We start from the raw sequence: 15,277 nt of genomic DNA, 5'->3' as shown, positions 1-15,277 counted from the left end.
ATCGCTCTTTCAGAAAAACTTTTTAGTTTACTAATGATTGACGAATAGGGATTTGCAGCACAAACTCAGTCCCTTGATTGGGGATGGAAACACACTTTAATTTGCCACGGTGTTTTTCTGTAATAATTTGATAACTAATCGACATACCCATTCCCGTCCCTTTACCAACAGATTTAGTGGTAAAAAATGGGTTAAATATTTTTTGTTGCACCTGGGAAGTCATACCTATACCATTGTCAGCGATCGCAATTTCGATCCACTTAGTATCAATAACTGAAGTCCGAATTTTTATTTGCTGCAAATTCGCTTCTATTGACTCAAAATTCGGTTGAAGATTTTTCTCTTCGATGGCATCAATCGCATTTGTTAAAATATGCATAAAAACTTGATTTAATTGTCCGGCATAACATTCGATTATAGGTAGTTCGCCATAATCCTGAATAATCTCAATTGCCGGACGCTCTGGTTTTTCTTGGAGGCGATGTTGTAAGAGCATGATTGTACTATCAATACCTGCGTGAACATCAACTTGTTTAAATTCAGCTTCATCTATACGTGAGAAAGTTCGCAGAGATAACACAATTTGACCGATACGTTCAGTCCCCACTTGCATCGATTGGAGCGTTTTGGGTAAGTCTAACTGAATAAACTCTAAATCGATTTCATTTAATAATTCTTGAATTTTCACCTGGTTGAACTGAGACTGCTGATAGAGATTGACCAAGTTTAATAAATCTTGCATGTATTCTTTAACATGGCTAAGATTCGCGTGAATAAAGTTGACAGGGTTATTAATTTCGTGGGCAATTCCAGCAACTAATTGTCCCAAGCTTGACATTTTTTCTGATTGAATTAGTTGGAATTGAGTCAGTTGCAGTTCTTGCAAGGTTGATTCTAGCTGAGTTGCTTTTTGTGTTAGTTCTTGGGTGCGTTCGGAAACTTTTTGCTCCAAACTATGAGAATATCCCTCTAATTGGCAATACAACTGAGCATTTTTTAAGGAAATAGCTGCTTGGGCAGTAAGGAGTTGAATGACTTGCAGGCGATCGCTCGTAAATGCTCCTGTAGTGAGATTATTTTCTAAATACAGGATGCCAATTAGTTTTCCTTGCTGGCTAATAGGGGTACATAACACGGATTTGGGCTGATGGGTAATAATATAGCGATCGCCTGCAAATTGTGTCCAATTGCTCAAGTTTTCAAACACAGCCTTCTGTTGCGTCCGCGCCACCGTATAAATCAAACTCTGGGGAATTTCCTGATATCGATCTAGGGGAATTTCTAACCTATGTGTTTGCTTTGAATCGGCTTGAGCAACTACTAACCATTGTTTGTCTTGGCACAGAAGTAAACAACCGATTTGCGCTCCCGCCAAAGCGATGGCAATCTGCATTAAAGTGGCTAAGAGTTTTTCTAACTCAATTTCTTGGGAGATGGCTTGTGCTGCTTTCATTACCGCCGGAAAATCTAACCATAAATTCTGGTTGTTGTTGACGTTAGTGGAACTTCTCATCGAGGTTGGGGCGATGGTTCCCTGATTGGTAATTGCTAGGCTAGGAGTTTGGAGAATCGCCGCTAGTAGTTGGGGATAGTTTTGTTCTAAATGGGTGACTTTGGCTAATGCTCCCCATTTGGCATAGCAGTAGTAAGCTTCTTGCATATAGCCTGCGGCGACTTTCTCTTTACCCCAATCTAGGTAAAATTTTGCTGCTAGTTCATTGGCTAATGCTGCTTCTTGGATATAGCCGTTTTCTTTAGCAAGAGAAATAGCGCGATCGTAAAGTTCAATTGCTTCTAATTTTTGGTTCAAAGCATGACACCGCTCTGCGCTAATCAAATCATATTTATGCAGATAGTTTATAGGTGCATAAGATGCACATTGCTGTATCTTAGCTAGGTTGTTGTCAACACGCTCAAGTAATGCTGACTGCTGAGATGATGTAGCATGAGGATACAAAGCTAGTCTGGCTAAGGCATCATAAAAATACAATAAGGGGATAATATACAGACCTGGTACTCCGTCTAAATATTCTTCACAGATACTAACCGCAGCCAAACTCTGCTCATATTCTGCAAACAAATAGCAAAGCATCACTTTGTTGATATGCAGGTGATAAACCGCAGGGCGATCGTTTGCTTGCTGATGCTGAGGCAACATAATTGTTTCATCATAGATGTACCCGCGCAGCTGAAATGGAATATCAGATTTACCAAGGAGATTTAAAACACTTTGGTGGTAAGAAACAAAGTGATTATATTGGGTCATTTGCTTAAAATGGATAATTGCATTCCCGTAGGTTTCCATTTCTGCTACAACTTCTGTGAGTTCACAACCTGTCATATAAAGATAAAGTGTATATGGGAAAGCACACCAGACTGCCCACTCGATATCACCCATTTCCAGACCAGCAGCATACCCTTCTAAAAGAGGCTGTAAGGTATTTTTGAGAGGTTCTTTGTGATGTTTAATAAAAGTATTAAAAACAGAAAATGTTTTAGCTTTGAGTGACTTGGCATTCAGTCGATCTAACAAAGCGATCGCCAATTGTCCAAATTCGTATCCCTCCTCTATCTTAGAGAGAAAAGCAGAGAGAATTAAACCGTAGCTTGCATAAGCACATGGCGAGAACTTAGCATTACCGTAGAGAACAGATAAGTTAACTTGTTTAAATACTATTAAAGGAAACATTGCTGGACAGCCATTATAGGCGAGTCCAAACATACCTGATAAAATTCGTAATGCTGCCAGGTAATAATTATCCGTCATCAATGGCAAGTCAACTAATTCAGAGGGCTGACGGTTGGCGAGGATTGTTTGCGTTTCTTGTAAGCCCTGGATAAAATCATCTTGGGTGGGATTTTCTGGTACATCCACACCCAGTTTTTGCAAAATCTGTAAAGCCACAGAAATACCTTGTAAAAGCTGATTTTGAGCTATACAGGCTTGGATTTTAACTTCATAAATTTTTACCTGTTCTAAGCAAGTATCGGTGTGTTGCAAAACTAATTCTGCCCATGTTTCCATCTGCTCAAATTCTCCATCCATGTAGCAAGCTTCTGCTAGGGCTTCAGAGAGTGCTAATGTCAGCTTATATTGGCTCTGCCAGCAGCGATCGCTATCAAGTAACTCAATACCAAGAGTCAAATATTCAATTGCTGCTTTGTAGGCAGTAGCTTCTTTAGAACGAGACCCTGCAATTAAATTTAAATGAGCTAATTCATCTCGCTGTGTTTGATTATTTAGTAGTATGTACCCTCGATTTAATTGACCAACAATCTCGAAAATTTTCGATTCCCGTTCTATTTCAGGTATACTTTTCAGCAAAAGTTGACCAATCTGTAAATGTGTTTTCTGTTTCTTTGCTTGGGGAATTAAAGAATAAGCAGCTTGTTGCACGCGATCGTGCAAAAATTTATATTTAATCATTTCTGAAGTTGGTGAAGTCATCTGTTGATTTGCTGCACCAACAAAAAACTTATAAATTTCAGTTTGCGGAATTATTAAACCCGACTGTAAAGCATTCCACAAACAGGCTGCTGTTTCTGTGGGTGTTTGTTCAAAAGCGATCGCCAATGTATTTAAATCAAACTGGTTGCCAATACAAGCTGCCAGCTTAAGAATATTTTGGGTGGTTTTTGGTAACTTTTGCAACTGAGCAGCTATAAATTCCACTACATCATCTGTCAGCGCTGCTTCCCGTATCCGAACCAGATCGCATTGCCAATGTCTAGCTTTGGTATCAAAAGTAATCAATTGGTCTTCATGCAGTGCCTTGAGAAACTGGGTAGCAAAAAAAGGATTACCTTGGGTTTTTTGATACACCAGTTCTGTTAACGGTTGCGCTAAGGCGATCGCACAGTTGAGGGTATCGGCTACCAACTGATTGAGACTGTTTTGGCTTAAGGGTTTCAAGGTGATAGTATTTACCTTTGTCCCGGTTTTGGCGATCGCATCTAAAGTCAGCATCAATGGATGCGCTGCAAAGACTTCATTATCCCGGTAAGCACCAATCATCAGCAGATAGCCTGTTCCTGACTCCGCCATTAGCAGTTGAATCAGATTCAACGAAGCAGAATCCGCCCATTGCAAATCATCCAAAAACATCACCAAGGGATGTTCCAGCTGGGTAAAAACTTGAATAAACTTTTGAAATAGTAAATTAAACCGATTTTGGGCGGCGATACCCGATAGTTCTGGTGCAGACGGTTGCACTCCAATGATGTGTTCTAATTCAGGAATCACATCAATGATGACTTGTCCATTCTCCCCTACAGCTTGTAAAATTTGATTTTTCCAACTTGACAATTGAGCATCACTTTCACTTAACAATTGCCCCATTAAATCGCGGAACGTTTGCACAAATGCCGAAAAAGGAATGTTGCGATTAAACTGGTCAAATTTGCCTTTGATAAAATAGCCCCGTCGCTGGACGATTGGCTTGTGAACTTCGTTAACGATCGCAGTTTTGCCAATACCCGAAAAACCAACAACTTGCATTACTTCGCTGTTACCTTGAGAAACTCGCTCAAATGCCGCCAATAATTGCCCAACCTCGATTTCTCGACCATAGAGTTTTTCTCTGATCAGGAAGCGATCGCAAATATCCCTCTGACCAATTTCAAAAGAGGTAATTTCACCAGTTTTTTTAAGTTGATACAAACAAGTTTCTAAATCGTGCTTTAATCCCAAAGCACTCTGATATCTATCTTCGGCATTTTTCGCCATTAATTTGAAAATAATATCTGAAAGCACCTGGGGGGTTTCTTCTCTGTTCCCTGTTCCTCCGCAGTCGCTCCACTTGGGGAGACCCCAAGATTGCGCTGCTCTCTGTTCCCTGTTCCCTAATACCGTAGGTATTTTCGCAATATGACAATGCACCAACTCCATCGGGTCATCAGAGATAAATGGTAACTCTCCCGTCAGTAATTCATAAAAAGTCACACCCAAAGAATAGAAATCACTACGGTAATCTATCCCTCGGTTCATCCTTCCAGTTTGTTCGGGGGAAATATAAGCGAGGGTTCCTTCTAATACATTGGGGCTTTTAATTTCTTGGTTTTCTTTATTGAGTAATGAAGCGATACTAAAGTCGATTAGTTTAACTTGCTTGGTATCAGGATTAATTAGAATATTGGCAGGTTTGATATCTTTATGAAGAATGCGATGGCGGTAGAGAATATCTAAGGTATCGCCCAGAGCGATCGCAATTTGTAAAAATTCATCCAGAGATACAATATTACTATTGTTGGCGAAGTAATCCTTGAGGGAAATGCCCCCAAAGTCTTCCATCACTAACATATAGCCATTTTTGAACGGTTCTAGGCTGTAGGTTTGGATGATTAGAGGATAGTTGAGATTTTGGGCGATGGTGTATTGATTGCGAAATTGTACTAGTTCGCTAAAGCTGGGATAAGGATTTTTCAGCAGTTTGATGACTACAGATAATGAGTCAGTCTCTCGAAAAGCTCGATAAACCAGAGTTCTCGAACCATCATAAAGTTCTTCGCTAAGGTAATATCCAGGAATACTAATCATATTACAAAATCTTAAGCGCTAGATTTAGTATTCCCATACACGCTTACATATTTTATGGGGTCAAATGAGCTTTTGTGAGATGAGATTGCTCTATAGACAATTTTTTAAATTATTTAATGATCGCAAAAGACAAGCGATCCGCACCACAGACAACCCCAAAACTACGCCAAGTATAAGCGATCGTATGCTGTTCACCTTCACAAAGTTGCATTAGAGTGTAGTGTTAGACAAATAGAATTTTATTGCTGTATGTGTAATCCATGAACTATACCGCCTTCAGAATCAAATCTAGACTGAATGATAGAGAAAAACCTGCTATCTCCCTTTTCAAAATGTCTGAAAATTGTGTAAGCGAGTATATCAGCAAGTTGAATTAGTCTCGAAGCTTTTGAGTCTAAAAATAAAGGCACTTCCGAAAAGTTTCTGATAACACCCCAACTGTATCCAATAGTTCTAAAGTCAGTTGCTAAAGATTGAATTGTTGTCTCGTAAGTGGATTTGTCAAAAATTATGATGCCTCTTTGTGTATTATCATTTTTGTGCAGTCTGATCAAATACCTATCAAACCTACTAGCCAGTTGTTCAAATGCAACTTCTACAGGGTCTTTTGGTGATACTACAGTCTTCTTGATCACACTTGCAAATAGTCGGTTACTTGGGTGTGACTGTAGGAAAACCTGCAAAATATCTTCAATAGCTTTCTCTCTATCGCTCTTAGGATAGCTTCTCCACTTTCCTCTACCACTCAGCATTGGACTACCGTGCAATTCAACTGATACCGGATCAGCAGGATCGAATCTAGCAGCAACTTGGTCAAGCTGATCAGAAATCCAATATCCTTGGCGCTCAAATACACAAAATACCAGCCAGTACAAAATATTGTTGGTTTAAGTCGTGCGTTGTGCCAGACTCATCTGCATAGAGCAAATACATGGCTGTTCTTTATTCTTAGACAATAAAAATCAGTCAAGGGAAGACCTAGCTTCCGCGATCTGAAAAGGTCAGACCTCTTGACTGCTATTCATATTATATCAGCTACTTCATAGGCTAGCTTGTCTTTGGTTGCTTAGTTATTAAAGTAAAATAGGTTACTCTGGGATCGCACCAGAGACAAACCCGAAAATACGCAAAGTTTAAGCCAATACAGTTTAGTTAAGCATTTCTTTCTTCTCTTTGTGTCATTCTCTACGAGACGCTATGCGAATGCGTCCTTTGCAGTTCGTTCAAAAAATTGACATTTAGAAAGAGTTTGAATCTTAACTGAACCGTATTGAACTATAAGCGATCACTTACAATACACTTAGATAAGTTTGCTCAGAATTCATCGGCAAAATCCGCAACTTCCGATTTTTCAGGTCTGGTTCTAACCCTAAAACTTCCATTGGTGTTACACCCAAAAGGGCATAAGGTACTTCTGTGAGTTCCAGACAATCAAAAGTTCCTTGACGCTCTGCAATACTAAGCTCAACATCTCGGAAAATTCGCCCCTGCTTCACTCCAGCAGCAGTCTCTACCTGGGCTTCTCCACCTTGGACTAAACCTAGTTGACTAATAATGTTAGTAGGTAAACACAGCAAAGTTGCGTCCGTATCAACTAAAACATTATCCAAAGTATAAGAGCGAACTTCCTCTGGAGAAATGAAGCCTCGTTGAGCCAGAACTCGATCTATTCGATTCGTGACAGTGAGGGTAACTATTACTTGCCCCATTTGCTTACCCTGAAGATTTGGCAGTACCAGCTTACCCATTTCAGCAACTCCTGAAAACACTGTATTTTTGAGCAATGAACAAATGCAAAAACCCTAAGAAAAGTTCCGCCCTACCCTCTCAAAGGCACTACTCAACTCTGAAAAATAAAATTATAGTATTGTTGAACATTCTCTCATAAGGTAACCTTAATATGCTCATTTTCTTTATTCACGGTGTCAGTACAAAGAAGTCCACCTATGCAGATGCACTTATCAAAAATATTAAAAAGGAACTTCATAAAACAAAAGTTGAAGGTTCAACATATTTTTATTCAAGTTATTGGGGGAGTTTTTTTAACCACAAGAAACATCAACTTATTGATTATATAGATAAAGATTATTCCAGGGCTTGTCAGCAACATCCAGAATATAAATCTTTTTATAATGATATCTACAGGTATAGGGCAAGAAGAAAGGAACTAATTAGTAACTTTTTAGGAGATTTCTTGATTTATCAAAATCCTAAACGTGGTCAGCTTATTCGTAAACGGATTTTTGAGGAATTTAACCAATTTATCCAAGACAACCCTAAAGAAACTCAAATTCATTTCATTGCCCATTCTTTGGGTAGTTTTATTTTGTGGGATATTCTCTTCTCAAATATTATTTATAATGATGACTCAGTTTTACTGTTTCAAGAAAAATTGAAAAAACTAGATTTAGTCAGTATTACTACGTTAGGCTCTCCTTTATTATTTCTCAAGGAGATGCTAGATATTGATTTTTCTATTGTTAATTCTGTAATGGAACAATCTATTAGTAAAAATTCTAGTAATGATTATAAACTCAGATGGATAAATATCATCCATTCATCTGATTTAATTGCTTATCCTTTAAAAGCCGCTATAGAAAATGAAATAAGTTCTGATTTATTCTTTTGTGATCAGTATGTCTGGCAAGATGCTAACGGAACTGAACTAACATTAAGAAATATGGGTCAATCAGATATGGCAATGGTTATTGCTGCTGAAGATGCTCATTCTTCATATTTATATGATAATTTAGATGGAGCGATAACGGCACGCATTATTAGTTATAACTTGTTAGGAGAGACAAACAAACTTTTAGAGAGGTGTATAACTCCAAAGTGAATATTAAAATTTGTCATTATGATCTTAGAAACAATCAGAATTTTTGCTTTTGTCAACATCAGCTTTGTTTATTAATCTTAGACAAGCATGAATAGTTGCTAGATAGTAATAAAACATCCAACTGTACCAAATAGCTTGATCGAAATCTGTTTTCTGTCTTTCATTATGATGACGGATACCAAAGTTGTTGGCAATATTGAACAAATCACTCTCATCATTAGAAGTGATTACCTTCTCCTTCTTAATTCTAGATTTGAGGAATTCTAATACATCTACTAAGTCTCTAATGGCATCATGTTTATCATTGAGAGATGAACGATAGTTCCTAAATTTAAGAATCGCTGCTTCTATTCTTTTTTCAATATTTTCTGGCTCATCTGTGGGTAGATTTGCTTCAAAAAGTGTTTCTAGTCCCTGTTCTCCTCGTTCTAAGATTTCACCGATTTCAGAAAGCTCATAGCCATCTTTATATTCGGAAATAATCTCATTTATCTTATCTCGAAATTCTTTTTGACCAGCTTCTTTATCAAATCTATCGTAGTGCCAACCACAATTATTCCAGGTATGCTCAAAACCATGTGTAGGCTTGGATATCCAATCGTGTAATAATTCAATTACATCGAATAAATCATCTTCTGTATAATTTAAGCACTCATTTTGAATTGGCCATAAGTTAGGCTTTCGCAAAGCTCTAAACATTTGAGCTTCCATATCACTCCCTAATTTCCCTAAAACTTTTCCATCATCTATACATTCATAACCAAAAGCCTCTTGAAAATAATCGTTTGACATAAACTCTAAATATATATCTCGAAATAAACGACTAAGCATCGACAAATCGAAACTAACAACTTCGGGATTTTTGCCTATACGTGCAGAATAATATTGCCGATTAACCATATTACTTTTTGGAATAGCTTATCTGATGATGCCTAAATGTCTAATTGTATACAACAAAGACGCAGAAAATGCTCTCTGCGCCTCTGCGTCTTTGTATGAAAAAAACTTACACCATCTCAGACGAAGCCTGCACCATTTGCTGCGGCTGAGGCTGGAACATAAACAACGAGTACACCACATCTCGGCGAATGTTAACCATCATATCCAAGAACAATTCATATCCCTCGCTCTTATACTCAATCAGCGGGTCTTTTTGCCCATAACCACGTAATCCTACCGATTCGCGCAAGGCATCCATTTGTTGCAGGTGTTCCCGCCACAGTGTATCAATGCGTTGCAAGATAAAGAAACGTTCGGCTTGGCGCATCAGTCCGGGTTGAACTTGATCAATCTGCGCTTCTTTGAGGTCGTAAGCAATTCGCACCTGTTCGTGGAGGAAGGCTTTAATCTCGCTGACGGTGATATCTTCTAATTGACTAGCTTGTAAATCCGCTAGTAGATAGACGAATTCTTTGACTTTCTCAACTAACTTTTCTAACTCCCACTCTTCTGAGGGCAAGTCTATATTGATGTAGAAGTCAACGATGTCATCCATCGTTTTTTCAGCGTATTTAATCACCTGTTCTTTCAAATCTTGACCTTCTAGGACTCGGCGGCGTTCAGCATAAATAGCACGACGTTGATTGTTCATCACTTCGTCATACTCAAAGACCTGTTTGCGAATGTCGTAGTAGTAGGTTTCAACTTTTTTCTGTGCGCCTTCCAAACTGCGGGTAAGCATCCCAGATTCGATGGGCATATCTTCTTCCACTTGGAAAGCATTCATTAACCCAGCAACGCGATCGCCACCAAAAATCCGCAGTAGGTTATCCTCTAAACTGAGGAAAAATCTCGTGGTTCCAGGGTCGCCTTGTCTTCCTGCACGTCCGCGCAACTGGTTATCAATTCGCCGCGATTCGTGGCGTTCTGTACCAATTACGTGCAAACCACCAATTTCTACTACCTCATTGTGTTCGCGGGTAGTAAATTGTTCATATTCCTGCTTAACGCGGTTGTATGCTTCCCGCAACTTCTGAATCACGGGGTCGTCAATGGGAGCTTTTTCTGCCGCCACAGCTACCTTGTCTTCAGCTTCCAGTTCCGGTAAACTGCGATCGCCATACTCACGTACTGCAATTTCTACTGCATCTTTGAGTAGTTTTTCGGTTTCTTTTGTCAACTGGGTCGGGAAAATTTCTGGCGAAGCCCGCCAAGTTTTGACTTTCTTACCAGGGACAAAGCCTTGACCACCACCATGTCCTGTAGGCAATCCGGCTGGTCTTTGCACGCCAAAGGCATCTTCATCTTCTGGCATGACGATCCGGGGCATAAAGTATTCCCGCAGCTTTAGACGTGCCATATATTCGGAGTTACCACCCAGGATGATGTCTGTACCTCTACCAGCCATGTTAGTAGCAATCGTCACAGCACCTTTGCGTCCAGCTTGGGCGACAATTTCCGCCTCACGTTCGACGTTTTCCGGTCGGGCGTTGAGTAATTCGTGGGGAATCTCCAGTTGCTTTAGTAGCCGACTCAGAAGTTCGGATTTTTCTACACTAGTGGTTCCCACTAATACAGGTCTGCCGAGTTCGTGCATTTCGGCACATTCTTTAGCGATCGCTCCCCATTTGCCTGCTTCTGTCTTAAAGACCATATCAGACAAATCTTCGCGTCTGCGATCGCGGTTGGTGGGAATTACCGCAACTTCCAATTTGTAAATTTTTTCAAATTCTGGTTCTTCTGTTTTTGCTGTTCCGGTCATTCCACCAAGTTTTGGATACAGCAAAAATAGATTTTGATAAGTAATTGTCGCTAGAGTTTGAGTTTCTGGCTGAATTTCTACGTGTTCTTTGGCTTCAATGGCCTGGTGTAGTCCATCGCTCCAACGCCGTCCGGGTAGTACTCGACCGGTAAATTCATCCACAATTACCACTTCCCCATTGCGGACGATGTAATTTACATCTTTAAGGAAAAGTTCTTTAGCTTTAATTGCATTGAAAATGAAGTGCGCCCAAGGATCTTCTGGGTCAAATAAATCTGTGACTCCCAAAAGATTTTCTGATTCGGCAAATCCTTCATCTGTCAAAAGCACGTTACGAGCTTTTTCATCCACATCGTAATGCTCGTCTTTTTTGAGTGTGAATGCTATTTCAGCGGCTTGCAGATATTTTTCTGTCGGTCTTTCCACCTGCCCGGAAATAATTAGCGGTGTCCGCGCCTCATCAATTAAAATCGAGTCTACTTCGTCAATCACGCAATAATTGAACGGGCGTTGCACTACATCTGCCATTGATGTCGCCATGTTATCCCGCAAGTAGTCAAACCCTACTTCGCTGTTGGTGACATAAGTAATATCACAGTCGTAATTTTTCTGACGTTCGCTGGGAGTCATGCTTGACTGAATTAGCCCCACACTCAACCCCAAGAACCGATGCACCTGTCCCATCCATTCTGCGTCCCGACGAGCCAGGTAATCGTTGACGGTAACGACGTGTACACCTTTACCAGTAAGGGCATTTAAGTAACTCGGCAAGGTTGCGACTAGTGTTTTACCTTCGCCGGTTTTCATTTCGGCAATCTGTCCTACGTGTAAAATGATACCGCCAAGGAGTTGGACATCAAAGTGCCGCAAGCCTAAGACTCGCCGTCCTGCTTCCCGAACAACGGCGTAAGCTTCTGGCAATATATCATCTAGAGTTTCGCCTTTAGCGAGCCGTTGTTTAAATTCGACGGTTTTACCTTTTAACTCATCATCGGAAAGAACCTTAATTTCTTCCTCTAAAAGGTTAATTTCAGTAACAGAAGGTTGGTATTTTTTAAGCTTACGAGCGTTGGGGTCGCCCAACAAAAGTTTTAGCATGGCAGGTTATAGAACTGAATCAAAGGGGATGGGAATTAAAGGGTCGGCATTGATTATAAACATTTAACCCAGCCCAAACGTCTTGGTCGTGGATGGGTGTGAAATGAGAATTACCTCAAAAGCAGGATAAAAACTAGCCAATCATTTAATAAACTGATTGGTTTTAACTCTTATCTTATATTTACTCTTTCTTCATAGTATCATTTTGCCCCCAGATGAGAGAGCAGGGGGGCAGAGGAGCAGAGGAGTAGGGGGAAACTTTCTCAGTATCTTTCCCTTTTGCTTATTATGGGGTCAGGCGGCGAAAATTGTAATCATTAGCACTGGGATGACAGCTGACACAGCTACCAACTTGCACGGGACGTGGTAACTTAACTCCTGGATGCAAAGCTTTGAAATAACGCGAGTTATTGACGCGATATGGTGTTTCTTCGTCGTCTAGCTGCACACGGGAGAAAGTCGAAAGATATTTCCACACCAAGATGCGTGGCGGATCGATTAAAGGCTGGAGTTGTGCGCCGTAGTGCTGCGAGTCTTGCAGGATATTTTTCCAAGTTTGGGTAGGTAAAACGGCTGGTGGTATGGCAATGTGACATCTGGAGCAGTTTTCTAAATAGAGTTCTTGCCCCAGTTGGTATTGTGCGGGTACTATGTCAACAGTACCAATTTCAGCGGGGGGAGTAGCACTTTGGGCGTTAGTTGCCAAGGCTAGAAGCCAGCCCATAGCTAAACTCCACGTTATAATTACCAAAAGTAAACCGAAAAATTGGCGTTTGAATTCACGTTCGGCGCTTTTGTGTAATAGTTGGCGATCGCGGATTTTGCGCTTAACAAAAATTGACATTCCTCACATTCCCAGATGATTTAAAAGTGGCGCTTGTGCTAATCATAAGACTTACAGAGTATTGGCAGTGTTTCAAATTTTGCGTAAGTAGTTTTATCAAGCAACCCATTTTTGATATCGATAACAGTAATATAAATATTTATTCAACGCACCACTGACTATGCAAGGAAAAATATTCTAGTAGTTTTAACCTGACTCACTAGAAAAATCAGCCACAATATCTCGGATTTCATTTGCACCAATATCTTCTCGGTCAGATTTGGAATAAATCGTTAGCAGCAAAATACTTGTAGGTGACTCAACTTGATAAATAAATTCGTATCCAGCACTCTTACCTTTTTGGATACTACTGTTACGAACTCTCAGCTTGTAAACAATATACGCCTCACCAATGTCCGCGTGCGATCGCCGACAAGATTTACTTGCTGTAATTGCAGGGTAATCGGTTGAACATCAGAGCAAATATTGCGAAATCTTTTTGATAGTCTGTAAAGTTCCTGCTCAAACTCATCAGAAAATCGAATTAAAACTGTATTATCACTCTGCATCAATCCTGTCCTACAGCTCGCTAATTGGTCTAGTTTGACCAGCTTTTGCTTGCTGCTAGGCTCTCCTCAAACTAGCTTTAATCTCCTCAATGGGTGTATCATCAGGGTCAAGCTTTTCTGCTTCTGCTTGTTCTGGAACCAACACAATTACCCGAACCTCATGAGCATAAGTGTTTCCCTGAATCGGCTCATCTAGAACTAGGTTTTCTTGAGAATCAATTCTGCCAGTAACTTCAATCGCTTTCATTTATTGTCTACCTGATTTTGTAGGATATCCTAACACGCCCAAATTCCGACAGGATCGGAAAACTTAAGTTCAGTTAAGTCTGACTATTATGAGATATTTATTAAAATGGTGGTGCAAAGAAATTTCCCTGATATAACAGTCCTAAATCATTTGTGAAAATTATATATCTCTTTCTTCTTTCTTCCCTTTGCGTCCTTCTCTAACGAGACGCTACGCGTTGGCGGAAGCCTCTCTAAGAGTTGGCAGTTCGTTTCCTTATCTATATTTTCACGACTCATTTAGGATTGCTATAGTTTGAATGAATTGATACACAATGTGCAAACTGACGCAGAATGAACCGGAGTAAAAGCGTAAAAAAATATTTTCCCCACCAAGAAATGCAGTTACTGCTACCTCGGATAGCTGTTTTTTAGATCGTCGAAGTCACTTTGCATTAAGGAATAGAAACCGATCGCAATAATCGCTCAACAACAGTCCTTGAATTGCGTCCTCCTTTAAGGATAAGGCGATGGCAAAGAACGTGAGGGACAAGAAATTTCACATCATCGGGAATGGCATAATCACGCCCTAATAAAAAAGCTAGCGCTTGGGCAGCCCGTTGTAATGCTAATGTGCCACGTGGACTGACACCAAGAGCGATTTCCTCATCTTGACGTGTTGCCCGCACTAATTCTAGGATGTAGTGTTGCAAGGAAGTTGCTACTTTTACTTGAGAGCAGAGGTAACGCAATTCCTGTACTTCTGCCAAGGTAATACAAGGCTGCAAATTAGCAACTTTTACACCATTTTGGAGATTTTGCAGCATCAGGAATTCTTCTGCCTCAGAAGGATAGCCCAAACTCAGCGACAACATAAACCGATCCATTTGCGCTTCTGGCAGGGGAAAAGTACCTTGATACTCAATAGGATTTTGAGTGGCAATGACAAAAAAGGGCTGAGGAACTGCACGACAGACACCATCAACTGTTACCTGATGTTCCTCCATAACTTCCAGTAAAGCTGACTGAGTGCGGGGTGTGGCGCGGTTAATTTCATCAGCCAATAGCACATTGGTAAAAACTGGCCCAGGAAGAAAACTAAATTCGCCGCTTTTCGGATTCCAGATGTTGGTGCCAGTAATATCAGTTGGCAGTAAATCGGGAGTGCATTGTAGCCTTTGAAACTTGCCATCCAGTGAACGAGCTAAGGATTTAGCGAGCAGGGTTTTACCAACACCAGGGACATCTTCTAGGAGAGCATGACCACCACCTAACAAGGCGACTAGCACTAAGCGTATTGCTTCAGCTTTGCCAACGATGGTAAGAGCCAGATTTTGTGTTAAAGCGTCGTTTTTTTCTCTCTTGGTTTGGGGGGCGGGGGGACTGGGGACTGGGGAAGCAGGGGAGCAGAGGAGAAGTTGCAGTAAGTTTATCCCCTTTGCACCTCTGCCTCTTTCCATGCCCAATGCCCTATCTATTGTTCCCA

General features: G+C 40.4%; 10 protein-coding genes and 1 pseudogene. 1 reads left to right on the top strand and 10 read right to left on the bottom strand.

The features are described from left to right. Positions 1 to 22: 22 nt before the first annotated feature. From ACFE93_RS03645 to ACFE93_RS03630, 4 genes are all read right to left on the bottom strand, one after another. Positions 23 to 5,536: an AAA family ATPase gene (locus ACFE93_RS03645; protein WP_375472062.1), complete on the bottom strand. Its 5,514-nt coding sequence runs from the start codon at positions 5,534 to 5,536 to the stop codon at positions 23 to 25. Between the two features lie 239 nt (positions 5,537 to 5,775). Then, positions 5,776 to 6,411 carry a DUF3800 domain-containing protein gene (locus ACFE93_RS03640; RefSeq protein WP_375472061.1) on the bottom strand — a complete coding sequence of 212 codons (636 nt, stop codon included), beginning with the start codon at positions 6,409 to 6,411 and terminating at the stop codon, positions 5,776 to 5,778. Further along, positions 6,383 to 6,469 carry a DUF3800 domain-containing protein gene (locus ACFE93_RS03635; RefSeq protein WP_375472087.1) on the bottom strand — a complete coding sequence of 29 codons (87 nt, stop codon included), beginning with the start codon at positions 6,467 to 6,469 and terminating at the stop codon, positions 6,383 to 6,385. The genes ACFE93_RS03640 and ACFE93_RS03635 overlap by 29 nt, the downstream gene beginning before the upstream one ends. A 356-nt stretch (positions 6,470 to 6,825) precedes the next feature. Then, positions 6,826 to 7,284 (bottom strand): aspartyl protease, encoded by a 459-nt coding sequence (locus ACFE93_RS03630; RefSeq protein ID WP_375472060.1) that lies wholly within the window; start codon positions 7,282 to 7,284, stop codon positions 6,826 to 6,828. Positions 7,285 to 7,436: 152 nt separating this feature from the next. Here ACFE93_RS03630 and ACFE93_RS03625 point away from each other — a divergent pair, with 152 nt between their 5' ends. After that, positions 7,437 to 8,375, top strand: coding sequence for a hypothetical protein (locus tag ACFE93_RS03625; protein ID WP_375472059.1), 939 nt, complete (start codon positions 7,437 to 7,439; stop codon positions 8,373 to 8,375). 24 nt (positions 8,376 to 8,399) lie between these two features. On the opposite strand, the gene ACFE93_RS03620 is transcribed toward ACFE93_RS03625, so the two are convergent. The 6 genes and pseudogenes from ACFE93_RS03620 to ACFE93_RS03595 all read right to left on the bottom strand — a co-directional run bounded on the left by ACFE93_RS03620 (position 8,400) and on the right by ACFE93_RS03595 (position 15,251). Further along, positions 8,400 to 9,275 carry a hypothetical protein gene (locus ACFE93_RS03620; RefSeq protein ID WP_375472058.1) on the bottom strand — a complete coding sequence of 292 codons (876 nt, stop codon included), beginning with the start codon at positions 9,273 to 9,275 and terminating at the stop codon, positions 8,400 to 8,402. A gap of 106 nt (positions 9,276 to 9,381) precedes the next feature. Further along, entirely contained in the window at positions 9,382 to 12,174 is a 2,793-nt protein-coding gene (secA, locus tag ACFE93_RS03615; RefSeq protein WP_375472057.1) for a preprotein translocase subunit SecA, read from the bottom strand. Positions 12,175 to 12,460: 286 nt separating this feature from the next. Then, positions 12,461 to 13,018, bottom strand: coding sequence for a cytochrome C (locus ACFE93_RS03610; protein ID WP_375472056.1), 558 nt, complete (start codon positions 13,016 to 13,018; stop codon positions 12,461 to 12,463). Between the two features lie 362 nt (positions 13,019 to 13,380). Continuing rightward, entirely contained in the window at positions 13,381 to 13,566 is a 186-nt protein-coding gene (locus ACFE93_RS03605; protein ID WP_375472055.1) for a hypothetical protein, read from the bottom strand. Positions 13,567 to 13,576: 10 nt separating this feature from the next. After that, a pseudogene (locus ACFE93_RS03600) lies at positions 13,577 to 13,813 on the bottom strand (hypothetical protein). A 433-nt stretch (positions 13,814 to 14,246) separates the two neighbouring features. Further along, positions 14,247 to 15,251 (bottom strand): AAA family ATPase, encoded by a 1,005-nt coding sequence (locus tag ACFE93_RS03595; RefSeq protein ID WP_375472054.1) that lies wholly within the window; start codon positions 15,249 to 15,251, stop codon positions 14,247 to 14,249. Between the last annotated feature and the right edge of the window lie 26 nt (positions 15,252 to 15,277).

This window comes from uncultured Nostoc sp., assembly GCF_964247315.1.
Classification (GTDB): Bacteria; Cyanobacteriota; Cyanobacteriia; order Cyanobacteriales; family Nostocaceae; genus Nostoc.
This window is presented reverse-complemented; position numbering and strand designations above follow the sequence as displayed.